General features: G+C 74.1%; 19 protein-coding genes and 1 riboswitch. Of the genes, 12 read left to right on the top strand and 7 right to left on the bottom strand.

The window, feature by feature from the left end:
• Positions 1-109: 109 nt before the first annotated feature.
• Positions 110-1,273, bottom strand: a complete 1,164-nt coding sequence (locus ACLQ27_RS03075) for an FAD-dependent oxidoreductase (RefSeq protein WP_425865518.1) — start codon at positions 1,271-1,273, stop codon at positions 110-112.
• A gap of 67 nt (positions 1,274-1,340) precedes the next feature.
• Between ACLQ27_RS03075 and ACLQ27_RS03070 the strand changes: the two genes are divergently transcribed.
• Both ACLQ27_RS03070 and ACLQ27_RS03065 read left to right on the top strand, forming a co-directional pair.
• The gene (locus tag ACLQ27_RS03070; RefSeq protein ID WP_357497061.1) at positions 1,341-1,970 is read left to right on the top strand and encodes a TetR/AcrR family transcriptional regulator; all 630 of its coding nucleotides are present in this window, start codon (positions 1,341-1,343) and stop codon (positions 1,968-1,970) included.
• 229 nt (positions 1,971-2,199) lie between these two features.
• The gene (locus tag ACLQ27_RS03065; RefSeq protein ID WP_234589489.1) at positions 2,200-3,324 is read left to right on the top strand and encodes an FUSC family protein; all 1,125 of its coding nucleotides are present in this window, start codon (positions 2,200-2,202) and stop codon (positions 3,322-3,324) included.
• Positions 3,325-3,336: 12 nt separating this feature from the next.
• Here ACLQ27_RS03065 and ACLQ27_RS03060 read toward each other — a convergent pair whose 3' ends face one another.
• Positions 3,337-4,038, bottom strand: coding sequence for an alpha/beta hydrolase (locus tag ACLQ27_RS03060; protein WP_425865516.1), 702 nt, complete (start codon positions 4,036-4,038; stop codon positions 3,337-3,339).
• A 76-nt stretch (positions 4,039-4,114) separates the two neighbouring features.
• Entirely contained in the window at positions 4,115-5,104 is a 990-nt protein-coding gene (locus tag ACLQ27_RS03055; protein ID WP_425865515.1) for a LacI family DNA-binding transcriptional regulator, read from the bottom strand.
• Positions 5,105-5,266: 162 nt separating this feature from the next.
• On the opposite strand from ACLQ27_RS03055, the gene ACLQ27_RS03050 reads away from it, so the two are divergent.
• Together ACLQ27_RS03050 and ACLQ27_RS03045 are read left to right on the top strand one after the other, a co-directional pair.
• A complete protein-coding gene (locus tag ACLQ27_RS03050; RefSeq protein WP_357497053.1) occupies positions 5,267-6,550 on the top strand; it encodes an MFS transporter in 1,284 nt (427 codons plus the stop codon).
• A 73-nt stretch (positions 6,551-6,623) separates the two neighbouring features.
• Positions 6,624-7,520: an aldo/keto reductase gene (locus ACLQ27_RS03045; protein WP_425865514.1), complete on the top strand. Its 897-nt coding sequence runs from the start codon at positions 6,624-6,626 to the stop codon at positions 7,518-7,520.
• 3 nt (positions 7,521-7,523) lie between these two features.
• Here ACLQ27_RS03045 and ACLQ27_RS03040 read toward each other — a convergent pair whose 3' ends face one another.
• Both ACLQ27_RS03040 and helR read right to left on the bottom strand, forming a co-directional pair.
• The gene (locus tag ACLQ27_RS03040) at positions 7,524-8,186 is read right to left on the bottom strand and encodes a hypothetical protein (protein ID WP_425865513.1); all 663 of its coding nucleotides are present in this window, start codon (positions 8,184-8,186) and stop codon (positions 7,524-7,526) included.
• 18 nt (positions 8,187-8,204) lie between these two features.
• Positions 8,205-10,388 carry an RNA polymerase recycling motor ATPase HelR gene (helR, locus tag ACLQ27_RS03035; protein ID WP_425865511.1) on the bottom strand — a complete coding sequence of 728 codons (2,184 nt, stop codon included), beginning with the start codon at positions 10,386-10,388 and terminating at the stop codon, positions 8,205-8,207.
• A gap of 275 nt (positions 10,389-10,663) precedes the next feature.
• Between helR and ACLQ27_RS03030 the strand changes: the two genes are divergently transcribed.
• A complete protein-coding gene (locus tag ACLQ27_RS03030) occupies positions 10,664-10,999 on the top strand; it encodes a hypothetical protein (RefSeq protein ID WP_234589536.1) in 336 nt (111 codons plus the stop codon).
• An 18-nt stretch (positions 11,000-11,017) separates the two neighbouring features.
• Here ACLQ27_RS03030 and ACLQ27_RS03025 read toward each other — a convergent pair whose 3' ends face one another.
• A complete protein-coding gene (locus ACLQ27_RS03025; protein ID WP_425865510.1) occupies positions 11,018-11,821 on the bottom strand; it encodes an inositol monophosphatase family protein in 804 nt (267 codons plus the stop codon).
• A complete protein-coding gene (locus tag ACLQ27_RS03020) occupies positions 11,818-12,711 on the bottom strand; it encodes a DUF5919 domain-containing protein (RefSeq protein ID WP_234589541.1) in 894 nt (297 codons plus the stop codon). The genes ACLQ27_RS03025 and ACLQ27_RS03020 overlap by 4 nt, the downstream gene beginning before the upstream one ends.
• Positions 12,712-13,235: 524 nt before the next feature.
• Positions 13,236-13,412: riboswitch (cobalamin riboswitch) on the top strand.
• 263 nt (positions 13,413-13,675) lie between these two features.
• Here ACLQ27_RS03020 and cobN point away from each other — a divergent pair.
• From cobN to ACLQ27_RS02985, 7 genes are all read left to right on the top strand, one after another.
• Complete coding sequence (cobN, locus tag ACLQ27_RS03015; protein ID WP_425865509.1) at positions 13,676-17,344, top strand: cobaltochelatase subunit CobN; 3,669 nt, start codon at positions 13,676-13,678, stop codon at positions 17,342-17,344.
• Positions 17,341-19,539: a VWA domain-containing protein gene (locus tag ACLQ27_RS03010; protein ID WP_425865508.1), complete on the top strand. Its 2,199-nt coding sequence runs from the start codon at positions 17,341-17,343 to the stop codon at positions 19,537-19,539. The genes cobN and ACLQ27_RS03010 overlap by 4 nt, the downstream gene beginning before the upstream one ends.
• A 76-nt stretch (positions 19,540-19,615) precedes the next feature.
• On the top strand, positions 19,616-20,227 hold the full coding sequence (cobO, locus tag ACLQ27_RS03005; protein WP_425865507.1) for a cob(I)yrinic acid a,c-diamide adenosyltransferase: 612 nt from the start codon (positions 19,616-19,618) through the stop codon (positions 20,225-20,227).
• Entirely contained in the window at positions 20,221-21,576 is a 1,356-nt protein-coding gene (locus tag ACLQ27_RS03000) for a cobyrinate a,c-diamide synthase (RefSeq protein ID WP_425865506.1), read from the top strand. Before cobO ends, ACLQ27_RS03000 begins: the two co-directional genes overlap by 7 nt.
• Complete coding sequence (cobI, locus tag ACLQ27_RS02995) at positions 21,573-22,394, top strand: precorrin-2 C(20)-methyltransferase (protein ID WP_357573857.1); 822 nt, start codon at positions 21,573-21,575, stop codon at positions 22,392-22,394. The genes ACLQ27_RS03000 and cobI overlap by 4 nt, the downstream gene beginning before the upstream one ends.
• The gene (cobM, locus tag ACLQ27_RS02990) at positions 22,391-23,224 is read left to right on the top strand and encodes a precorrin-4 C(11)-methyltransferase (RefSeq protein ID WP_425865505.1); all 834 of its coding nucleotides are present in this window, start codon (positions 22,391-22,393) and stop codon (positions 23,222-23,224) included. Before cobI ends, cobM begins: the two co-directional genes overlap by 4 nt.
• A complete protein-coding gene (locus ACLQ27_RS02985) occupies positions 23,221-24,372 on the top strand; it encodes a cobalt-precorrin-5B (C(1))-methyltransferase (RefSeq protein ID WP_357573856.1) in 1,152 nt (383 codons plus the stop codon). Before cobM ends, ACLQ27_RS02985 begins: the two co-directional genes overlap by 4 nt.
• Positions 24,373-24,397 lie beyond the last annotated feature (25 nt).

Here is a 24,397-nt window from a genome sequence, read left to right as displayed (position 1 = left end):
CGTATTCGCCCGCTGTGGAAAGCGGCGCGAAAGAATAAACTGGAGTTTTGCGTCCGGGTGGGGGTGACCCCCGGGCCGAGCCGATGATCGTGGCCGATTGAGTGGCCGCTCAGCCCGCCGGTGGTCGCCAGTCGACCTGCCGGGTCATGCCGCGCAGGACGGCGCCGGCGGGGATCAGGCGCAGCACGGCACCGCGTACGGCGAGGGCGAGCGGGTTGCGCAGTTGTTGGCCGTACCTGCCGGCGCGCAGCGAGGCGCGGGCGATGGCCTGGCTGCGGGGGCGACGCTGCGCGTTGTACGAGGCCAGGGCGGCCGGCAGTCCCTGCGCGCCGCCGGAGCAGGCAACCCCGAGCACTACCGCGTCCTCGATCGCCTGCCCGGCGCCCTGTCCGAGGTTCGGCGTCATCGCGTGGGCCGCGTCGCCGAGCAGCGCCACCCGTCCCCGCACGTACGAGGGCAGCGGTGTGGCCAGGTGGTGGATGTCGTTGCGCAACACCACCCCGGGTGGAGTCGCCGCCAGCAGCGCGGGAATGGGCTCGTGCCAGGCGCCGAAGTGCTCCCGTACGGCCGCCAACTCGTCCGGGGCATGACCACCCGGCGGAGCGGTGAGTGCCGCGTACCAGTAGACCTGGCCCTCGCCGAGCGGCACCATGCCGAACTCGGCGCCGGGGCCCCAGGTGATCGCCGTCGGGATCGGGTCGGGGAACGCGACGGCGGCCCGCCACGCCGTCGAGCCCGCGTACACCGGGGCCGGGATCTCCGGCCAGAGGTGGGTGCGCAGTCGGCTGTGCAGGCCGTCGGCGCCGACGACCAGGTCGGCGTCGAGGGTTCGCGGGCCGTCGGGGCGGCGGTAGCGCACGGTGGCCCGGTCGGGACCGGACTCCACGTGCTCGACCTCGGCGCCGGTGTGCAGCGACGACGCGGGCAGCGCCTCGCGCAGGATGCGGTGCAGGGTGGCCCGGTGGATGCCGAGCGCGCTGGTGCCGAGCTGCCGGATCATCTCCGCCGCGTCCAGCCGGGACAGCCACCGGCCCCGCCGGTCGCGGATCCCGCCGGGGGCCTCGGCGTGCGCGCTGGACCGCAGCGCCGGGCTCAGACCGAGGGCGTCCAGGGCGCGCAGCGAGTTGGCCATCAGGGTCAGCCCGGCGCCCACCTCGCGCAGTTCGGGGGCGCGTTCCAGCACCGTCACCCGCCATCCGTGCCGGTGCAGGGCGAGCGCCGCGCTCAGCCCGCCGATGCCGCCGCCGACCACCACCGCGTGTGGCTCACCCATGTCGCCCGCCCTTCTACACCTGTAGAAGAGTGATACTACCTGCGGACCCCAACGCCGAAGGAGACCCGTGACGGCCCGCGCCAACCGGATCGCGCTGCTGACCGACGCCGCCATCGAGCTGATCGCCGACGGCGGGATGCGGGCGCTGACCCACCGGGCCGTCGACGGTCGCGCCGGGCTGCCCGCCGGCACCACCTCCGCGTACCTGCGCACCCGGCAGGCACTGATCGAGGCGGTGGTGGAACGCCTCGCCGAGCGCGACCGGGTCGACCTGGCCGCGTACGACCTGCCGACCGGGCCGCCCTCGGCGGCGCCGGGTCCCCGGCTCGACGGCGACGACCTCGACCGGCTCGCCGCCGGGGTGGCCGAGGTCCTCGACAGCTGGCTGAGCACCGGACGCAGCCGGACGCTGGCCCGCTACGCCTGCCTGCTGGAGGCGGTCCACCGCCCCGAACTGCGCGGCATCCTGCACCACGGCACCGGGCTGCGGGTGCAGGCACGGGACCTGCTGTCCCGGGCCGGAGCCACCGATCCCGACCGGCAGGGCGACCAGTTCGTCGCCTTCGTCGACGGGCTGCTCTTCGACCGTCTGGTCGGTGCCGGCGCGCTCACCGCCCCGGACCCCGGCGGTCCGGCCAGCCGCGCCGATCTCGCGGGCGCCGTCCGCACGCTGCTGCGCGCCCTGACCGGGAGCTGAGCCTCGGGCCGGTGACCGGCAGGCCGGTGCGCCGGTCCGGCCCTCGATCGGCGGCGCGTGCGGCGGGTCGACCACCGAGCGCGCCAGGACGGCGCGGAGGCCGTCGAGCAGCCCGGTGAGCAGGTCCGGCGCGCGATGGTGGACGATCGCGAGGCGCGCTCCGGGCTGCCGCACGGGCGCCGATGACCATGGGCGGGCCTGCGTGCGGTCGAGGTGGCGGAGGTGGACGATGGCGTGGTTCGGGGGCCTGCGGGTCGCCGGTCACCGGCTGCGGCAGGGCTGGCGGCCGGTGCTGGAGGCGACAGTCGCGGCGACCGTGGCCTGGCTGCTCGCCACCCGCCTGCTCGGGCATCCGCAGCCCTTCTTCGCGCCGGCCGCCGCGCTGATCGTGCTCGGTCAGGCTCGCGGGCAGCGGATCCGGCGGGCCGTCGAGGTGGTGCTCGGGGTGGCCGCCGGCGTGCTCGTCGCGGACCTGGTCGTGCAGGCGCTCGGCCCGGGCAGCACGTGGACCGTCGGCACCGTCATCCTGCTCACCGTCCTGCTCGCGGTCGCCTTCGGCGCCACCGGCGTGACCCTGGTCCAGGCCGCGGTCTCCGCGCTCTACCTGGTGGTGGTCGCACCACCGGACGGGTCGCTGGTGCCGTTCCGCTTCGTCGACGCGCTGGTCGGCGGCGCGGTGGCGCTCGCCGTCAGCCTCCTCGTCGACGCCCGGCACCCGCTCGCCCCGCTCGTCGCCGAGGTGCGGCGGACCTTCGACGAACTGGCCGGTCTGGTGGGCGGGATCGCCGACGCGCTGGACGGTCGCGACGAGTCGGCGGCGATGGCCGCGCTGACGCGGGCCCGGGGCATGGACGCGCGGGTCGGCGGGCTGCGCGAGGGCGTGCTCGCCGCCGGGGAGGCGCTGCGGCTCAACGTGCGCCGGCGCCGCCACATCGGCCGGCTGCGATCGGTGGACGAGTCGATCCGGCAGACCGACTACGTGGTCCGCAACGTCCGGGTGCTGGCCCGCGCCGGGGTGACGCTCAGTCGACTCCGGACCCCCACGCCGCCGGAGTTGGGCGAGGCGCTGCGCTGCCTGGTCGACGCGATCCGGGAGGCCGGCGACGCGCTCGCCGCCGACCTGGACGGGCGGGAGGAGGCCGCCGACCGGCACGCCGCCCGGGCGGACGAGACGGCGCTGGCCGCCGTCCACACCGCCGGGCAGCTCTTCGGGTCGACCCAGACCCTCCCACTCGCCATGGTCATCGGTCAGATCCGCGCGACGGCCATCGACCTGCTGCGGGGCGTGCACCCCGACGACGACGCCGCCGTCCTGGCCCGCGTGGACGAGGCCCTCGGCCTGCCCGCCGTGTGACCGGCGACCCCGTCATCCGGTGAGCCACTCGACGGCCCTCGCGCGGATCGGGTCGGGGACGTCGTGGCCGCCGGGGAACTCCTCGTACGTGACGTCGTAGCCGAGGCCGCGCAGGTGCGGCACGAAGCGGCGGCTGCACACGTCGATCGGCAGGACGCGGTCGTCCACCCCGTGCGAGACGAAGATCCGCGGCCGGCCGCGGACGAGCGGCGGCGCGGCGAAGCCGGGGGAGAAGGCCAGGACCGCGTCCACCAGGTCGCCGTTGGCCAGGCCCAACGAGAGGGCGTACGAAGCCCCGTCGGAGAAGCCGCCAAGCGTCACACCACTGACGGGGTAGCCGTCGAACGCGCTGGCCAGCAGCGCGTCGACGTGCTGCACGTCCACCCCGAAGCCGCCGGCGATCAGGTCCCAACTGGTTCCCGACGACTGCGGGGCGACCAGCAGCAGGTGCTGCGCGTCCGCCACCGACAGCAGCAGGTCCAGGCCCTGCCGTGCGACGCCGCCCGCCCCGTGCAGCAGCACCACCAGCCGGTACGCGGCCCCGTCGGCCGCCGGCTCCGGCACGTACGCCATCGCCGGCCGGCCGCCGTCACCGCCGGGCAGCGGTACGAGACCGGTCGGACCCGACACCACCGGCGGGTGCGCACGGGTGGTCAACCGGCCGTGCCGGGGACCCTGCGCGGACGCTCCGGTCGGCGGCGCGGAGTCGGACACGGACCACCACTCCTCGCGGTCGGCGAACGGTGCGAGGCGCTTACCCGACCGTCCGCCGGTTAACCGGCCGGCCCGCTCAGGCGCTGTCGCGGGTCACGAGGGCGGACGGGAAGAGCGTCACCGGCGCGGCCGGGCGGCCGGCCAGCACGGCGGTGGCCGCCGCGGTGGCGATCCGGCCCACGGGGTGACTCGCGGTGGTCAACGCCGGCGCGGTCATGCCGGCCAGCGGGATGTCGTCGAACCCGGCCACCGCGACGTCACCGGGCACCCGCACACCGCCGTCGCGCAGCGCCGCGATCACCCCGAACGCGGTCTCGTCGCTGATCGCGAAGATCGCGTCCACGTCGGGCCAGCGGCGCAGCGCCTCGCCGGCCGCCGCGCGGCCACGCGCCGCCGTGAAGTCGCCGTCCACCACCCGCTCGGGCAGGCCGGCCTGGTGCATCAGATGGCGGTACGCCTGCACGGGGCGCCGCGAGCACGGCAGCCACGCCGGACCGGTCACCATGGCGATCCGGCGGCGGCCCGTCGCGTACAGGTGGCGCAGCACCGCGCCGGCGCCAGCGGTGTTGTCGACGTCGAACGACGGGACCTCGGCCGAGCCGATGCCGATCGAGGCGATCCGTCCGTGCAGCGACCGGGGTACGGCGTCCAGGAGGGCCTCGGTGGTGTTGACCAGCACGACGCCGCACACGCTGCGGTCGGCGGCGAGCTGGTCCAGGCCGCGTGGGTCGCCCAGCGGCAGCCAGTGCAGCGCCACCCCGACGCCGGCCGGCGCGCACACCCGGGCGGCCGAGCCGACGACCCGGTGGACGTACGGGTCGTCCAGCACCGCCGCGCTGGCCCCGGCGGCGGCCACCACCAGCCGTACGCCGCCGCCGCGCACCAGTGCCCGGGCGGCCGGGTTGGGCACGTATCCCAGCTGGTCGGCGGCCGTCACCACGCGCTCCCGGGCGTCCGGCGAGGCGAACCCCGTCCCGGCGATCACCCGCGAGGCCGTGGACCGGGACACCCCGGCGGCCCGGGCGACGTCCTCCAGAGTCGCCGGCCGGTGTGCCGCTGCCGTCATCGTGCCCTCCCCCCGGCGCCCGCCCGGGGCGGGCGTACGCCTGCCAGGAATCATCCTCCGGCCCGCGCCTCCCCGGTAAGGGGCCAACCCGCTTGTGGTGGTAGCGCTCTCAGGTGTGCGATCGTGCCAGGAGATCACCTGAGAGGAAGAGGACCCACAGCTGTGAGCGCCCCCACCAGCCCGGCCGTCGTCCCGGACGCCACCGTTCCCGAACGGATCGTCCGGCTCGCCCGCAACGGCGTCGCCGTCACCTTCACCCTGAACGGCCTGGCCGTCGGCAGCTGGTTCTCCCGGGTGCCGGCCGTCCGGGAGGCGCTGGACCTGTCCGCCGGGCGCCTCGGCCTCCTGCTGCTGGCGATGAGCGTCGGTGCGCTGCTGGCCATGCCGACCTCCGGGCTGCTCGCCCAGCGTCTCGGCTCGACCCGCACCGTGACCATCGCCACCGTGCTGGTCGCGGTGGGCCTGATCGTGGCCGGGGTGGGCGCCACGGTTGCCGGGTCGGTCGTCGTCGTCGCGGTCGGGCTGGTTGCCTTCGGCTACGGCTCCGGCGCCTGCGACGTGGCGATGAACGTCGAGGCCGCAGCCGTGGAGCGGCGGTTGGGGCGGACGATCATGCCTCGTTTCCACGCGGCCTGGAGCCTCGGATCGGTGGCCGGCGCCGGCCTCGGCGCCGGGGCCGCCCGCCTGGACGTGCCGGTCGGCGCGCACCTCGCCGCCGTGGCCGTGGTGGTGCTCGTCGGCACCGTGCTCGGCAGCCGGCTGTTCCTGCCGGTCGTCGACGACGCGGTCGACGGGTCGACCGATACCAGCCCGGCCGGCCGCCGCCGGGCCCAGCTCGCCGCGTGGCGGGAGCCGCGCACCCTGCTGATCGGGCTGTTCGTGCTGGTGGCGGCGTTCACCGAGGGCAGCGCCAACGACTGGTTGGCGGTCGCGTTCGTCGACGGCCGGGACTTGAGCGAGGCGGCCGGCGCGGCGGTCTTCGGCGTGTTCGTCGTCGGCATGACCCTCGGGCGCACCGCGGGCACGCTCGCCCTGGACCGGTGGGGCCGGGTGCCGGTGCTCTGCGGCACCGTCCTGCTCGCCGCCGCCGGCGCCGCTCTGGCCGTGCTGGCCGGCTCGGGCCCGGTGGCCATCGTCGGCGTCGCGCTGTGGGGGCTCGGCGCGTCGCTGGGCTTCCCGGTCGGCATGAGCGCGGCCGCCGACGAGGAGGCGCACGCGGCGGTGCGGGTCAGCGTCGTCGCGGTGATCGGCTACACGGCCTTCTTGGGCGGGCCGCCGCTGCTGGGCCTGCTCGGTGACCACGTCGGCATCCTGCGGGCGCTGCTGGTGGTGCCGCTGCTGCTCCTGCCGACGCTGGCGCTGGTGCCGGCGCTGCGCCCACCGCGGGCCGGTGGGTCGGCTCCGGAGCGGGCCGACGAGCAGGCTCCGGCAGCACAGAAAAACTAACCCAGATCTCCCCGTGGCGGTATCGGGTGCGCGGCCGAGTGCGTCGCGCGCCCGCGCTGGCTACGGTCGCCCGATGCCAACCGACGAGATCACCGCCGCCGCGGCGGGCAGCTGGACCCTGGGCGACCGCACCGTGCACCGGATGGGCTTCGGCTCGATGCGGATCACCGCGAACCCCGACCGCGACCGCGCGATCGCGCTGCTGCGCAGCGCCGTGGAGCTGGGCGTCAACCACATCGACACGGCCGCGTTCTACGTCTCGCCCGGAGGGACCCTGCGGGTGGGCAGCGGCCCCACCCGGTACGCCACCGAGCTGATCCGCGCGGCGCTCGCCCCGTACCCCGAGGATCTGGTCATCGCCACCAAGGTCGGCTTCGGCTACGACCCGGTGGCCGGATTCACCGAGGCGGAGACCCCCGCGCAGCTGCGCGCCCAGGTCGAGGAGAACCTGCGCCGCCTCGGCCGCGACCGGCTGGACGTGGTGAACCTGCGGCTCGGCCGGGGGCCGGGCGCGGTGCCGCTGGCCGAGCGGTTCGGCGCCCTGGCCGAGCTGCGCGCCGCCGGTCTGATCCGGCATCTCGGGCTGTCCAGCGTCCGGCCCGAGCAGGTGGACGAGGTGGCGGGCATCGCGCCCGTGGTCTGCGTGCAGAACAACTACGGCGTGGACGCGTACCGGGAGCAGGACGCCTTCGTCCGCGCCTGCGGCGAGCGGGGCATCGCCTACGTGCCGTTCTTCGCGCTGGCCGGCACGAATCGGGAGGCGGGTGCGCGCGCCGAGCAGGGCGCGGCAGTCGAGGCGGTCGCCTGGGCCCACGGCGTCACCCCCCAGCAGGTACGCCTGGCCTGGACGCTGCACCAGGGCCCGCACGTCCTCGCGATCCCCGGCACCGGCGACCCGGCCCACCTGCGGGAGAACATCGCCGCCGCGTCCCTGCGCCTGACCCCCGAGGACCTGACCCGCCTGGCCTGACCCTCACCGGAGCCAGACCCGGAGGGGGCCCACGGGCAGGAAGCCGGCTCGGCGGGCGGGTGCCAGGTCGGGGATGGTTTCGTAACCGACCAGGGGCACACCGGGCAGGGTGGCCACGATCGCGTGCCAGATCTCGTCCGGGTCGTCGCCGTGGCTGAACACGTTGGAGACGCCGGCCGGGTCGTCGCCGCTGACGACCGCCCCGCCGACGACAGCGCCCCGCTCATCGTGACGGGCCAGCACCCGGATGCGCCTGTCGGCCAGCAGCGCCGGGCGGAACAGCTCCCCACCGCCGTGCGCGCTCGCCCAGGCCGCCAACCCCTGCCCGGTGGTGACCGGGGTGAGCGGCGTGCCGGTCGGCGTGCCGGTCGGCGGGCGGTGGATCCACTGCGCGTCGAAGAGCACCCGGAATCCGTACGCCGAGAGGTCGAGGTCGGCGAAGCTGTCCTTCACCGACGCGCCGGGCCCGACGTCGATCCGCGCCAGCAGCGCCTCGGGGTCGACGCCGGGGCGCAGGGTGACCGCGTCCGGATACCACTGTGGGGAGCGGCGGGGCACCGACCACGCGTCGGCGTCGAACCGGCCGGCCAGCCCGTGGCTGGCGCACACGGCGTCGCACCATCGCGCGTTGTCGTGCGCCGCCGCCTCCCGTACGTCAGTCGTCACGCCCGGCAGCCTACGAGGTCAGGACCCGGTGAGGACGACGAGTTTCTGGGTCGCGCGGGTCATCGCGACGTACCTGTCGACAGCCCCCTGGACGCCCTCGCCGAACGCCTCCGGGTTGACGAGGACGACCAGGTCGAACTCCAGCCCCTTGGACAGTTCCGGGGTCAGCGACCGGACGCGGTTCGTCGTCGGCCCGAACGTGGGGTCGCCGATGACGCAGGCGATCCCGTCGGCGTGCTCCGCGAGCCAGCCGTCGACGATCGTGTCCAGCTCGCGTACCGATCCGTGGGTCACCGGAATCCCGTTGCCGCGGATCGAGGTCGGCACGTTCGCGTCCGGGAGCACGGTCCGGATGACCGGCTCGGCCTCGGCCATGACCTCCCGTGGCGTCCGGTAGTTGATGCTCAGCGAGGTCATCCTCACCCGGTCGAGGCCGACGCGCCGCAGTCGTTCCTGCCACGACTCCGTGAACCCGTGCCGGGCCTGGGCGCGGTCCCCGACGATGGTGAAGCTGCGCGACGGGCAGCGCGACAGCAGCATCTGCCACTGCGCGTCGGTCAGCTCCTGCGCCTCGTCCACGACGATGTGCGCGAACGGGCCGGCCAGCAGATCCGCGTCCGCGCTGGGGAGCACGGCCTCGTCGACCAGCGCGTCCTGCAGGTCCAGTTGGCGCAGGCTCGACAGCACACCTTCGCCGTCGTCGTAGGCGTGGGCCTCGATCAGCTCGTCGACGACAGTCGCCATGCGCAGGCGTTCGGCGGCGATGGTGGCCTCGCGGCGGCGGGTACGCCCCGACGCCTCCGGGTCGCCGAGGCGCTGCCGTGCCGCGTCCAGCAGCGGCAGGTCGGACACCGTCCAGGCGCGGGCGTCGACGCGCTGGAGCCGGCGGATGTCCTCGGGGCCGAGCCAGGGGGCACACCTGCGCAGATAGGCGGGCACCGACCACAGGTCGGCGACGATGTCCGTCGCTTCGAGCAGCGGCCAGGCGCGGTTGAACGCCGTGCGCAGCTCCCGGTTGCGCACCAGCGACCCGCGCACCAGGTCGTCCGACTCGTCGCCGTCGTACCTCCCGAGCAGGATCGCCAGCAGCTCCTGAAAGATCTCGTCACGCGCCTCGTTGTGCGGCGTGCCGGGTCCGGGCGCCTCGAACGCCTGGGCCCAGTCGTCCGCGCTCAGCCGCACGTCGGTGTCGCCGGCCGTGACCGTCATCGCCGTGGTCGGCGGCTCCTCGTAGAACCGCACGGCCGCCTCGATCGCCCGCACCAGGTCCGCGGAGGACTTCAGGCGGGCCACATCCGGGTCGGCCTCGACCGTCGCCGCGGCACCCTCGGGTACGAGGTCACACAGGGTGCAGGTCTGCACGTCGTCCTCGCCGAGGCTGGGCAGCACGTCGGCGACGTACGCCAGGTAGGGCTCGTGCGGGCCGACGAACAGCACCCCGCCGCGGCGGTGCCCGAGGCGGGGGTCGGAGTAGAGCAGGTACGCGGTGCGGTGCAGCGCCACGACGGTCTTGCCGGTGCCCGGCCCGCCGTCCACGACGAGAGCGCCCCGCGATCCGGCCCGGATGATGGCGTCCTGGTCGGCCTGGATGGTGCCGAGCACGTCGCGCATCCGGGCCGACCGGTTGCCGCCGAGGCTGGCGATGAACGCGGACTGGTCGTCGAGCGCCGCGTGCCCCTCGAATCCGTCCGGGGTGAACACCTCGTCCCAGTAGTCGCTGATGCGGCCGAGCGTCCAGCGGTACCGACGCCGGCTCACCAGGCCCATCGGGTTGGCGTGGGTCGCACCGAAGAACGGCTCGGCCGCCGGGGAGCGCCAGTCGAGCAGCAACCGCCGGCCGTTGCCGTCGGTGAGGCCGAAGCGTCCGATGTAGACGGGCTCGGGGTCGTCCGCGCTGACGATGCGCCCGAGGCACAGGTCCAGACCGAAACGACGCAGGGCACGCAGGCGATTGGTCAACCGGCGGATCTCCTCGTCCCGGACGACCGCCTGGCGGCCCTTGCCGGCCGGTGCCCGGCGCTCGACGTCGAGGCGGTCGGACAGGTCGGCGATCGACCGCTCCAGGCTCGCCGCGATGACCGCGAAGTGCTGCTCGTCGCGGGCGATCAACGCCGGATCGGCCTTGGCGGCGAGGTTGTCGGGAAGATCAAACACGCTGGTGTTCAGCGGGTTCACGTCAGGTTGCTCCGATCTGGGGTGCATGTGCCGAGCGGAGTCGGGCCGTTGCTCAGCGTGCGAGAACGTGGTCCGGCCGGCAATTCTGCGGTACGACCCGGGTCTTGCGGCAAGGCCCCCATTGCGGTATACGTTAAGAGTGGCAGGGATTGAGTGCATTCCTCTCCCTTGATCAACCCTCCTTCGAGCTACCGCCCGTTTCTGTCGGGTGCGCGTCTCGTCAGCCTGCTCTCATGCGCCGTGCAGCGTATTGCCAGGAATCGGTGCTGAACTGGAGAGGCGTCCGAGGAGAGGGGCTGAGCATGGGCTGGTTCAACCGGCGGTCACGGGGCACCGAGGCGACCCCGACGAAGCTGGACCGCGAGGCCACCCGGGACGATCTCGCCGCGCTGGAGTCGTTCGTCGCCAGCCGGCGGGGAGTGGAGTTCTACCTGGAACCGGAGACCACCGCGACCGACACCACGGTGGTGGCGATCGCCCACGACGGCGAATGGATCCGTCGCCGCACCGGCACACCCCGCGCGGCGGGCGCCATCGCCCGCAAACACGCGGTGCCGCTGTACGAGGCGGCCCGCACGGGCTACCCGGAGCGGATGCGGGTGTGGAATCGGGCCCACCCGGAGCGCCACGCCCGCTGATCGGGCCTGCTGTCCCGGTCAGGCTGCCGCACGCGCCAGCGACCGCTCGACGAGCGTGAGGATGTCCGGCAGCAGCAGATCGTTGCCGCCGACGGTGGCGGTTGCACGGGTGCTGTGGGCAGTGCCATCGAGGTCGACCACCTGAGCGCCAGCCTCCTGAGCGATCACTACACCGGCGGCGGTGTCCCAGGGCTTGTTGTTGAGCATGATGAACGCGTCGATCCTGCCCTGGGCCAACCACGCGAGGTCGATCGCGGCGGAGCCGTGCATGCGTACTCGCTGAACGTGCCGGGTGAGTTCCTCGGTAATGGCGAGTCGATCGGCGTTCTTCCGGCTGGCGTCGGCACCGACGGCGTAGTCGCCGATGGCGACGACGGCGTCCTTCAGGTCGCTGACTCGGCTGGCGCGGATGCGGTCGCCGTTGGCGTACGCGCCATGTCCCTCAACGGCGTGGTAGCGGGTGCCGAGGAACGGCAGGTCGATGACGCCGAGGACGGATCGGACGCTTTGGACGAGACCGAGCGAGATTCCGCACAGCGGTGAGCCGTGGATGAAATTGACGGTCCCGTCCACCGGGTCGAAGGTCCACGTGAGTGTGCTGGCGTTACCACTGGTGCCGTACTCCTCGCCGAGGAACCCGATGTCGGGTGCCTTCGCGGCCAGAAGCTCGCGAACCTCTCGCTCGATGGTGTAGTCCAACTCGGAGGCCATGTCACGGTCGTCCTTGAAGGTGAGAGCACCAGGCTGGACGGTCCGCATAAGGCCATGCGCCAGATCGATGGCCTCGTGTGCGAGCGGAAGGAGATCGACGTAGTCATTCATGGCTGGCTGCTGCGCTCCCAGAGCGAGGTGAAGATCCCGTCGAATACCGCGTACAGGCCGGAGGTGTGCACGGTGCGTTCGATCACCATCGTCGGGCAATCGACGCCGCGCATTCGCGGCAGATAGTGCTGGACGACGCAGAGCCGGTCGTCGATCAGGAGGACGTTGGCACGGATCGACTCGTCGTACACGCGCACGGCGAGACGGTCACGCGCGCCCGACGTGAGCTGGGTGCGGATCCGGCGCGTCAGGTTCTGAATGTTGAGGTCGGTGAGCGCGCTGAGATGCCCCTGCGGATAGTCGTCCTCGCGCTCCTGCCGTCTGATCGCCTCGCCCCCGGGGTCGAGGAAGAGGCAGCGGAGGTGACCGCCACCGTCGAGGAACCTCAGAAGCTGAGTGTCGGCGTACTGCTGGCAGATGATGTTGAGTGACAGGCCGGCCGCCCGGATGTCCCTGGCATTGTCGAAGAGGACGTGCGGAGGAAGTTCGGCGGTGAAGTCCGACCGGCTGGCGAAGATCGCGGCAACATCGGCATACCGGCCCGGAACAGTCATGTCGAATTGTCGTTCATCGACGTCGTGTATTGCGGAGGCCGATTGATGCTCGCCCAGAAGGAGTGTCATCTGAGCGTGCCTGGGCATGGACAGGCCGGCGCAGATACGGGTCAGGACGTCAATGCTGCTGACCCGTCGGGCGCCGCTGGTGATCTCGCTGACCTGAGCCTGGCTGAGGCCGGTGGCGCTACCCAGAGTGGTCTGGCTCGCTCCGGTGGCATGCTGCACGAGCCGGAACACCTGAGCGATGTCCCGGGCGGCCAACGCGTCGAGCAGGTCCGCGCTGTCCCAGAGTGACTGGGGAACGGTGAAGGGTCCAGTCGTTCGGACGGGCACGGTGGCTCCCTTCCCGCGTGGGACGAGGGTCACTGTAACCAGCGGCCGAAGTGAACTGCCGTGGCGACATCCGGAGGAAGGATGAAAAGTATCCGTCGAGGAACCACCCGCCGTGATGGGATGCGACGGCTACGGCCAGCATGGTCAGGGGGTGAGACTTCCGTGCCGCCCGCACTTGCCGATGCGACCCGCTTGGCTGTGCCGCAACTGTGCCGCCCCGTGGCCGTGCTCTCGGGCGCAACTCGACCTCGTCGGGGAGTTCTACGGTCATTCCCTCGCGCTTGCCCTCTATCTGGCGTCCTGCATGAACGAGGCGATCCAGGACCAGTTCAACCTGGGCGGTCATCCCGACCTCGTCGAGATGCACGCGCGTTTTCTCGGCTGGCTGTCTCTGACTCGTCGACCCCGCCACCGTCGGCCCGAGCGGTGAACCTCGCCGGCAACACCTCTGATCGCAATATGTCGATTAATCGTGGCCGTTGGCGTGCGCAGGGGTGGCGTTGACCGGCAGCCGACCGGTGTGGCAGCATTCGCGGCCTGACGGCAGTGAAGGAAGTCGGTGCGAATCCGACGCGGTCCCGCCACTGTCACCGGGGAGCGATCCCCCCTCGTGAGTCACGGCCGTGTGTCTGCGGTTGGAAGGCCGGGGGAGAGCGTCGATCCGGAAGCCAGGATACTTCGGCCGTCGGGACGTACCCCAGGGCGTGGACACCCGAGGAGGACCCGATGACGCTTGGCGTCTCCATCATCATCGACGGCTGCTGCCGTCTTGCGCACCGCGGCCGTGCCGTCGCCGCGATCGGCATCGTCTCCGTTCACCGCTGAGTTCCGGACCGCCCCGCCCGTCGCTCCCGGCCGCAGGCCGCTGAGCCGGCCGGATCGCGGCGTCCGCTGAACCCTGCGCCCATCCCACGTCGCCAGGCCGCTCTCGCGAGCGTGCCGACGTTACCGTCCGGAGCCTGCCGTGCGCGTTCTGCTGCTCTCCACCGCCGACACCGACCTGCTGGCCGCCCGCGCCAGTGACGCCGACTACCGGCTCGCCAACCCGGCGCGGGTGGCGGCCGACGAGGTGCCCGCCCTGCTCGACGGCGTCGACCTCGCCGTCGTACGCCTGCTCGGGGGTCGGCAGGCGTGGCCGGACGGCCTCGCCGCGGTCCTCGCCGGCGGCGTGCCGACTGTCGTGCTCGGCGGGGAGGCGGTGCCCGACGCGGAGCTGATGGCGGTCTCCACCGTGCCGTCCGGAGTGGTCACCCAGGCCCTCGCCTACCTTGTGGAGGGCGGGCCGGACAACCTCGGACACCTGGCCCGGTTCCTCTGCGACACCGTGCTGCTCACCGGCGAGGGGTTCGCCCCGCCCGCGCCCACCCCGGCGTACGGCGTGCACGGCGACCACCCGAGCGACCCGGATCGGCCCACCGTGGGGATCGTCTTCTACCGGGCGCACGCCCTCGCCGGCAACACCGCCTTCGTCGACGTCCTGGCCGAGGCCGTGCGGGAGGCCGGCGGCAACCCGCTGCCGATCTTCTGCGGCTCGCTGCGGGGCCTGACCACGGGCGCGGGCCCGCTCGGGCTGTTCGCCAGCTGTGACGCGCTGCTGGTCACCGTGCTCGCGGCCGGCGGCGCGGTCGCCGCCGACGCGTCCGGGGGCGGTGACGAGGACGCGTGGGACGTCGGCGCGCTCGCCGCCCTGGACGTGCCAGTCATCCAGGCACTCTGCCTGACCAGCACCCGGGAGCAGTGGGCCGCCAGCGACGCCGGGCTGTCCCCGTTGGACGCGGCGATGCAGGTGGCCATCCCCGAGTTCGACGGCCGGATCGTCACCGTGCCGTTCTCGTTCAAGCGCATCGACGCGGACGGCCTCTCGGTCTACGCCGCCGACCCGGAGCGGGCCGCCCGGGTGGCCGGCATCGCGGTGCGTCACGCCCGGCTGCGGTACGTGGCCAACGCCGACAAGCGGGTCGCCGTGGTGCTCAGCTCGTACCCCACCAAGCACTCCCGGGTCGGCAACGCCGTCGGGCTGGACACCCCCGTCTCGGCGGTCCGACTGCTCGCCGCGCTGGCCGAGGCGGGTTACCACCTTGGGGACGCGCCGGCGCCCGACGACGGCGACGCGCTGATCCACGCCCTGATCGCCGCGGGCGGGCACGACGTGGAGTGGCTCACCCCGGAGCAGCTGGCCGCCGCCGAGGCGCGGGTGCCCGGCGAGACCTACCGGCGGTGGTTCGATCAGGTGCCGGCCGGGCTGCGCGAGCGGATGCGGGAGCACTGGGGTGAGCCGCCCGGCGAGCTCTACACCGACGGCGGGGACCTCGTGCTCGCCGGGCTGCGCTTCGGCAACGTGGTGCTGCTCATCCAGCCGCCGCGCGGCTTCGGGGAGAACCCGATCGCCATCTACCACGACCCGGACCTGCCGCCCAGCCACCACTACCTGGCCGCGTACCGCTGGCTCGCCGCGCCCGTCGCGGACGGTGGCTTCGGCGCGGACGCCGTGGTGCACCTGGGCAAGCACGGCACCCTGGAGTGGCTGCCCGGCAAGGGCCTCGGCCTGGCCGCCGACTGCGCCCCCGACGCGGTCCTCGGTGACCTGCCGCTGGTTTACCCGTTCATCGTCAACGACCCCGGCGAGGGCACCCAGGCCAAGCGCCGCGCGCACGCCGTGGTGATCGACCATCTGGTGCCGCCGATGGCCCGCGCCGAGACCTACGGCGACCTGGCCAAGCTGGAACAACTGCTCGACGAGTACGCCACCGTGCAGGCCCTCGACCCGGCCAAGGTGCCCACCGTGCGGGCCCAGATCTGGGACCTGGTGCGCGCCGCCGAACTGCACCACGACCTGCACGCCGAGGCGATGCCCGACGCCGACGACTTCGACGACTTCGTGCTGCACCTCGACGGGTACCTCTGCGAGGTCAAGGACGTGCAGATCCGCGACGGGCTGCACATCCTCGCCGACGCGCCGACCGGCGAACCCCGGGTCAACCTGGTGCTCGCCGTCCTACGCGCCCCGCAGATCTGGGGCGGCGCCCACGCCCTGCCCGGCCTGCGGCAGGCGCTCGCCGCCGCGTACGGCCTCGACGAGCAGGAGCTGCTCGCGTCGCCCGGACAGCGGATCGCCGTGCCCACGGTGCTGACCGACGCGGTGGACGGGCCGGCCGGCACGGCCGCCGACGCCGTCGACCTGATCGAGGCGCTCGCCCGGCGGCTGGTCGTCGGCATGGAGACCCTGGACTGGGCCGTGGACGCGGTCGACGCGGTGGTCGCGGAGGTGACCGGCCAACCCATCCCGGACGCCGCCGCGGTGCTGCGGTTCGCGGCCACCGAACTGGTGCCCCGGCTGGCGCGCACCACCGACGAGCTGAGGAACACCCTCGGGGCGCTCGACGGGCGGTTCGTGCCGCCCGGCCCGTCCGGTTCGCCCACCCGGGGCCTGGTCAACGTGCTGCCCACCGGCCGCAACTTCTACTCCGTCGACCCGAAGGCCATCCCCAGCCGCAACGCCTGGGACGTCGGGGTGGCCCTCGCGGACTCGCTGCTGGCCCGGCACCTCGCCGACACCGGCGCGTACCCCCGCTCGGTGGGGTTGACCGTGTGGGGCACCAGCGCCATGCGCACCCAGGGCGACGACATCGCCGAGGTGCTCGCGCTGCTGGGCTGCCGTCCGGTGTGGGACGAACGGTCCCGGCGGGTCACCGGCGTCGAGGTGGTGCCGACCGCCGAACTGGGCCGGCCCCGCGTCGACGTGACAGTGCGCATCTCCGGCTTCTTCCGCGACGCGTTCCCGCACGTCGTGGCGCTGCTCGACGACGCCGTGCGGCGGGTCGCCGCGCTCGACGAGCCGGACGAGGAGAACTACCTGCGGGCGCACGTCGCCGCCGACCTGGCCGAGCACGGTGACGAGCGCCGGGCCACCGCCCGGATCTTCGGCTCCAAGCCCGGGGCGTACGGCGCGGGCCTGCTGCCCCTGATCGACGCCCGGACGTGGCGCAGCGACGCCGACCTGGCCGAGGTGTACGCGGTGTGGGGCGGCTACGCGTACGGCCGGGGCCTGGACGGGCGGGAGGCGCGCGCCGACATGGAACGCTCCTTCGCCCGGATCGCGGTGGCGGTGAAGAACCAGGACACCCGCGAGCACGACATCGTCGACTCGGACGACTACTTCCAGTACCACGGCGGGATGGTGGCGATGGTCCGTCACCTGACCGGCACGTCACCGGCGGCGTACGTGGGTGACTCGGCGATGCCGCACGACGTGCGCACCCGCACGCTGGGCGAGGAGACCCGGCGGGTGTTCCGGGCCCGGGTGGTCAACCCGAAGTGGATCGCCGCGATGCGCCGGCACGGCTACAAGGGTGCGTTCGAGCTGGCGGCCACAGTGGACTACCTCTTCGGCTACGACGCCACCGCCGGCGTGGTCGACGACTGGATGTACGAGCACCTGGCCGCCGCGTACCTGTTCGACGACACGACCCGGGAGTTCCTGGAGCGGTCCAACCCGTGGGCGCTGCGTGGCATCACCGAGCGGTTGCTGGAGGCCGCCGACCGGGGGCTGTGGGCCAAGCCGGAGCCGGCCACCCTGGACCGACTCCGTGACACGTACCTGGCCAGTGAGGGCGACCTGGAGGACCGAGCATGATCACGTACCCGTTCAGCGCGGTGCTCGGCATGGCCGACATGCGGCTGGCGCTGCTGCTCAACGCTGTCTCCCCGGCGATCGGCGGGGTCCTCGTGCGCGGCGAGAAGGGCACCGCCAAGTCCACCGCCGTGCGGGCCCTCGCCGCGTTGCTGCCCCCGGTGCTCCGCGTCGCCGGCTGCCGCTTCGCCTGCGATCCCGCCGAGCCCGACCCGGGCTGCCCGGACGGGCCGCACCCGGCCGACGCCACCGCCGAGACCCGTCCGGCCCGTCTCGTGGAGCTGCCGGTCGGCGCCGCCGAGGACCGGGTCGTCGGCTCGCTCGACCTGGAGAAGGCCCTCGGCGCGGGCGTACGCGCCTTCGAACCGGGCCTGCTCGCCGCCGCGCACCGGGGCGTCCTCTACGTCGACGAGGTCAACCTGCTGCACGACCACCTCGTCGACCTGCTGCTCGACGCGGCGGCGATGGGCCGCAGCCACGTCGAGCGCGAGGGTGTGTCGGTCAGCCACGCGGCCCGTTTCCTGCTGGTCGGCACCATGAACCCGGAGGAGGGGGAGCTGCGCCCGCAGCTGCTGGACCGCTTCGGGCTGACCGTCGAGGTGGGTGCCAGCCGCGATCCGGAGGTGCGGGTCGAGGTGGTGCGTCGCCGGCTCGCCGCCGACGCCGACCCGGCGGGCTTCGCCGCCCGGTGGGCCGACGCGGACGCCCAGGTCGCCGCCCAGGTGGCCGCCGCCCGCCGCCGGCTTCCCGGGGTACGCCTTCCGGACGCCGCGCTGCGGCAGATCGCCGAGGTGTGCGCCGCCTTCGACGTGGACGGTATGCGCGCCGACATCGTCACCGCCCGTGCCGCTCTCGCCCACGCCGCCTGGCACGGCCGGGACCGGGTCACCATCGACGACGTACGGGTCGCTGCCCGCCTCGCCCTGCCGCACCGCCGCCGCCGTGATCCGTTCGACACGCCGGGCCTGGATGAGAAGCGCCTCGACGAGGCGTTGCAGCGCGCCCAGGACGCCCACCCCGACGAGCCGGACGACGAGGACGGCCCGCACGACGGTGGCCCCGCCGGACCGCGTCCCGAGGGGCCGGACCCCGACGGCGGTGGCTCCGGCGGGCACGGCGGCCCGGACGACGGCAGCTCCGACAGTCGCGGCCTGGACGGCGGCGACCCGCGGAGCGGTGCCGACGGCGGCGGCAAACCCGTTGACCAGGCTGCATCCGGCGCGGCCGAGCGCGCGAGGGCAGGTGCCGACGCCGGCCCGGACGGACGCGCCGAGTCGCCGAACGGGCGGGACGACGGATGGCCCCCCACCGACGACCCGGGCGGGCGCCGTCGGAGCGCGGGGGCGCAGGTCGGCGACGACGATCCGACCCGGCAGCGGGGCTCCGGTGGGCAGGGTCAGCCGGTGGCCGTACCCCAGGGTGGCCTGCGGGCCCGGTTGCTCACCGCGCCCGGCGTCGGTGACGGCGTGCCCGGGCGGCGGTCGCGCGCCCGCACCGGGCGGGGACGCACCACCGGCGCCCGGGTGCCGGCCGCTCGGGTCGGCGCGCTGCACCTGCCGGCCACGATTCGCGCCGCCGCGCCCCACCAGGCGGCCCGGGGGAGGGTGACCGGCCCGCTGCGACTGCGCCCGGACGACGTGCGGGAGGCGGTCCGGGAGGGGCGGGAGGGCAACCTCGTGCTGTTCGTGGTGGACGCCAGTGGGTCGATGGGCGCCCGGCAGCGGATGACCGCCGTGAAGGACGCGGTCCTCGCCCTGCTCACCGATGCCTACCAGCGGCGGGACAAGGTCGCGGTGATCGCCTTCCGGGGCAGCGGTGCGCGGACGCTGTTGCCGGCCACCTCGTCGGTGCTGGCCGCCTCGACGCGGCTGGCCGAGCTGCCCACCGGTGGTCGGACGCCGCTGGCCGAGGGCCTGCTCGCCGCCGCCGACCTGCTGCGGGTGGAGCGCCTGCGCGACCCGAAGCGCCGCCCCCTGGTCCTCGTGGTGACCGACGGCAGAGCGACCGCCGGGCAGCGTCCCCTGGACCGGACGGCAGGAGCGGCGGCGGTCCTCGCGGCAACGGGCGCCCCCTGCGTCGTCGTGGACTGCGAGTCCGGCCCGGTCCGCCTGAACCTCGCCCGCCGCCTGGCCACCCAGCTCAACGCCCCACTGCAACCCCTGACCACCCTCACCCACCCCCGCGATCTTGCACGTTAGGTGCCGACATGAGGGGACGAGCTACGCAGATGAGCAACCGAAACTGCACGATCGCGCAGACGAGGGAGGACGGCTGATGCCGCAGGGACAGCCGAGCGTGGTGCCCGCTGACGGGTTGACGACCCGGCAGCGACGGCACCGGCCACTGCTGATCGTCCACACCGGACAGATGAAGGGGAAGTCGACGGCCGCCTTCGGGTTGGCGCTGCGGGCGTGGACCGCCGGCCTGCCGGTCGGGGTGTTCCAGTTCGTCAAGAGCGCCAAGTGGCGGGTGGGGGAGGAGAACGCCTTCCGGGCGCTCGGCGAGGTGCACGAGCGTACCGGCCAGGGCGCACCTGTCGCCTGGCACAAGATGGGCGAGGGCTGGTCCTGGATCCAGCGCGGCGGCGAGGCCGACCACGCCGCCGACGCCCTGGAGGGCTGGCGGCAGATCCAGCGCGACCTGGCCGCGCAGCGGTACGGGTTGTACGTGCTGGACGAGTTCACCTATCCGATGAAGTGGGGTTGGGTGGACGTCGACGAGGTGGTCGCCACCCTGGCCGACCGCCCCGGCTTCCAGCACGTCGTCATCACCGGCCGGGACGCCGACCCGCGCCTGGTCGCCGCCGCCGACCTGGTGGCCGAGCTGACCAAGGTCAAGCACCCGATGGACGCCGGCCAGAAGGGCCAGAAGGGCATCGAGTGGTGAGCGCTCCCTGGGCGCTGCCCCGAGTGGTGGTCGCCGCGCCGGCCAGCGGCCACGGCAAGACCACTGTCGCCACCGGGCTGCTCGCCGCGCTGCGCCGTCGCGGCCTGACGGTCAGCCCGCACAAGGTCGGCCCGGACTACATCGATCCCGGCTACCACGCCCTCGCCGCCGGGCGGCCCGGCCGCAACCTCGATCCGTTCCTGGTCGGGGCCGAGCGGATCGCCGGTCTGCTGCGCCACGGCGCGAGCGTGCCGACGCCCGCCGACATCGCCGTGGTGGAGGGTGTGATGGGCCTGCACGACGGCGCGGTGGGCCGGCGCGACTTCGCCTCCACCGCGCACGTCGCCCGCCTCCTCGACGCGCCGGTGCTGCTGGTGCTGGACACCACCGCGCAGGGCCGCTCGGCAGCCGCGCTGACCCTCGGCATGGCCGCCTTCGATCCGGCCGTGCGCATCGGCGGGGTGATCCTCAACCGGGTCGGCTCGCCCCGGCACGAGACGCTGCTGCGCGACGCGCTCGCCGAGGTGGGCGTACCGGTGCTCGGAGCGGTCACCCGCGCTGCCGAGGTCGCCGCGCCGGCCCGGCACCTCGGGCTGGTCCCGGTGGCCGAGCGGGCTCCCGAGTCCCTCGCGATCGTCACCGCCCTCGCCGAGCTGGTGGAGGCCACCGTGGACCTCGACGCCGTCCTCGACCTGGCCCGCACCGCCGCGCCGCTGACCGCCGCGGCCTGGGACCCGGCCGTCGCCGTCGGCGGTCCGGCCGGCGACGACCGCCCGCTCGTCGCGCTCGCCGGTGGTCCGGCCTTCACCTTCTCGTACGCGGAGACCGCCGAACTGCTCACCGCCGCCGGCGCCGACGTCGTCACCGTCGACCCGCTGCGCGACCAGGCCCTGCCCGCCGGCACCCGCGCGGTCGTGATCGGCGGCGGTTTCCCCGAGGCGTACGCGGAGGCCCTCGCCGGCAACGGCACACTCCGGGCCGAGCTGGCCGATTTCGACGGGCCGATCGTGGCCGAGTGCGCGGGACTGCTCTACCTCGGGCGGGCACTGGACGGCGTACCGATGTGCGGTCGGCTGGACCTCACCGCCCGGATGACCGGCCGGCTCACCCTCGGCTACCGCGAGGCCCGGGCCGTCACCGACTCCCCGGTGGCCCGCGCGGGCGAGCCGGTACGCGGCCACGAGTTCCACCGCACCACCACCGACCCCGCGCACGGCGAGGCGCCGGCGTGGCGCTGGAATGGCACCGACCACGGCTTCGTCGCCGGCCGCGTGCACGCCTCCTACCTGCACACCCACTGGGCCGGCCACCCCGCCGCCGCCCGCCGGCTGGTCGAGGCGTGCCGATGAACGCGCAGCGCGCCGACGCGCGGCCGACCATCGACGCGGGTCCCACCGACGCCACGCTGACCGGCGTCGGCGTCGGACCGGGTGACCCCGAACTGCTCACCGTCAAGGCCGTGCGGACCCTGCGCGAGGCCGACGTGGTCTTCGTACCCGTGATGGCGGACCGGGTCGCGCCGACCGCGACCGGCGGTGCGACGCCGCCGGGCGCGCAGGCCGGGCGGGCCGAGGCGACGGTCCGGGAGTACGTGCCGGCGGACCGGCTGCGTCGGCTGCCGTTCGCCCTCGACGACCGGGGTGGGGTGACCGCCCGCCGGGCGGCGGCCTGGGACGACGCCGCCCGGAGCGTGGTCGACGCCCTCGACGCGGGCGCGCGGTCCGTCGCGTTCGCCACCATCGGCGATCCCAACGTCTACTCCACCTTCGGCTACCTGGCGCAGGGCGTCCGCGCGCTGCGCCCCGCCGTGCGGGTGGCGACAGTGCCCGGCGTGACCGCCATGCAGGAGTTGGCCGCCCGCAGCGGTGTCGCGCTGTGCGAGGGACGCGAACCGCTCACGCTGCTGCCGGCCACCGCCGGTCTGGCGCTGTTCGCCGACGCCCTCGCCGGGCCGGGCACCGTTGTCGCCTACAAGGGCTGGCGGCGGCACCCGGAGCTGCTCGCCGAACTGCGCCGACAGGGCCGTCTCCACGACGCGGTCCTCGGGCGCAACCTCGGCCTGCCCGGCGAACACGTCGGCGCAGTCGACGACACCGCGCACGACCTGCCGTACCTGTCGACGCTGCTGGTGCCCGCCCGCCGCGACCACCGAGGAGGAAAGCTGTGACCAGCAACGGCAAGGTGTGGTTCGTCGGGGCCGGCCCCGGTGCGGCGGACCTGCTGACCCTGCGAGCCGCCCGGGTGATCGCCGCGGCGGACATCGTGATCTGGGCGGCCAGCCTGGTGCACGCCGACGTCCTGCACCACGCCCGCCCCGACGCGGAGATCGTCGACTCGTCGCAGCTACCCATCGAGGGCGTGCTCCCGATCTACCAGCGCGCCGCCGAGCAGGGGCTGACAGTGGCCCGCATCCACTCCGGCGACCCGGCGCTCTGGGGCGCCGTGCAGGAACAACTGGACCTGTGCCGGACGCTCGACCTCGCCGTCGAGATCGTGCCCGGAGTGTCGTCGTTCACCGCCGTCGCGGCGCTCGTCGGGCGGGAGTTGACAGTGCCCGAGGTCGCCCAGTCGGTGATCCTCACCCGCCTCGAAGGCGGCAAGACTCCGATGCCGCCCGGCGAGCGGGTCCGCGACTTCGCCCGGCACGGCACCACCATGGCGCTGTTCCTCTCCGCCGCCCGCTCCGGTCAGGTGCAGGCCGAGCTGCTGGCCGGCGGCTACCCGGCGGACACCCCGGCCGTCGTGGCGTACCAGGCGACCTGGCCCGACGAGCTGGTCGTGCGCTGCACGGTCGGCACGCTGGAGGCCACTGTCAAGCAGCACAAGCTGTGGAAGCACACGCTCTTTCTGGTCGGGCCGGCGCTGGCCGCCGAGGGCACCCGCTCGCACCTGTACCACCCCGGGCACTTCCACACCTTCCGTCGCGCCGAGCCGGTCGCCCGTGCCGAGCTGCGCCGCCAGTCCGGCGTCCGCGCCGGGGGAACAGGCACACCATGACGTACGCCGAGCCGCCGCTGCGCGAACCGGACCTGCCGCGTACGGCGAAGGTCCGGCCCACCGCGCTGCGGACCGGCTGGACCACCGGCGCGTGCGCGACGGCGGCGGCGAAGGCGGCGGTGACCGCCCTGGTCACCGGCGAGATCCAACCGGACGTGGAGATCGGGCTGCCCGCCGGTCGCCGGGTGCGCTTTCCGGTCGAACGCTGCCAGGTGACCGGCAGCCCACCGGTGCACGCCGAGGCGGTGGTCGTGAAGGACGCCGGTGACGACCCGGACGTCACCCACGGCGCCGAGCTGACCGCCACCGTGGACTGGACCGACGTCCCCGGGCTGCGCCTGGCCGGCGGGCCCGGGGTCGGCACCGTCACCAAGCCGGGCCTCGGCCTCGCGGTCGGTGGTCCGGCCATCAACGACACCCCACGCCGGATGATCGGCGACGCGGTGGCCGAGGTCGTCGACCTCACCGAGGTCGGGGTCCGCGTGGTCATCAGCGTGCCCCGGGGCGAGATCATGGCCCGCAAGACCACCAACCGGCGGCTCGGCATCCTCGGCGGCATCTCGATCCTCGGCACCACCGGGATCGTCCGTCCCTTCTCCACCGCCTCCTGGCGGGCCAGCGTCGTGCAGGCCGTGCACGTGATGGCCGCCCAGGGGGAGCGGACGGTGGTGCTGTGCACCGGCGGGCGTACCGAGCGGGCTGCCCGCGCGCTGCTGCCCGAGCTGCCCGAGGTGTGCTTCGTCGAGGTGGGCGACTTCACCGGCGCGGCCGTCACCGCCGCCGTGGGCGACGCGATGACCGGTGTGGTCTTCGTCGGCATGGCCGGCAAGCTCGCCAAGCTCGCCGCCGGGATCCTGATGACCCACTACACCCGCTCGAAGGTGGACCTGTCGCTGCTCGGCGCGGTGACCGCCGACGCCGGCGGCGATCCCGCACTGGTCGCCGCGGTGACCGAGGCGAACACCGGGCGGCACGCGTACGAGCTGTGGGAGGCCGCCGGGCTGCTCAGCCCGGCCGGGGACCTGCTCTGCCAGCGGGTCGGGCAGGTGCTGCGGCGCTTCGCCGGGCCTACGGTCACCGTGGACGTGGCGATGGTCGACTTCGCCGGCACGCGGGTGGTCGCCTCGTCGGGCCGGTGGCCGCGATGAGCCGGCCGACCGCAGCGCCCTCCGA

The organism is Micromonospora sp. DT63 (genome assembly GCF_049841615.1).
Lineage (GTDB): Bacteria > Actinomycetota > Actinomycetes > Mycobacteriales > Micromonosporaceae > Micromonospora.
The sequence above is the reverse complement of the archived record's forward strand: the minus strand, read 5'-3'. Positions and strand labels throughout refer to the sequence as shown.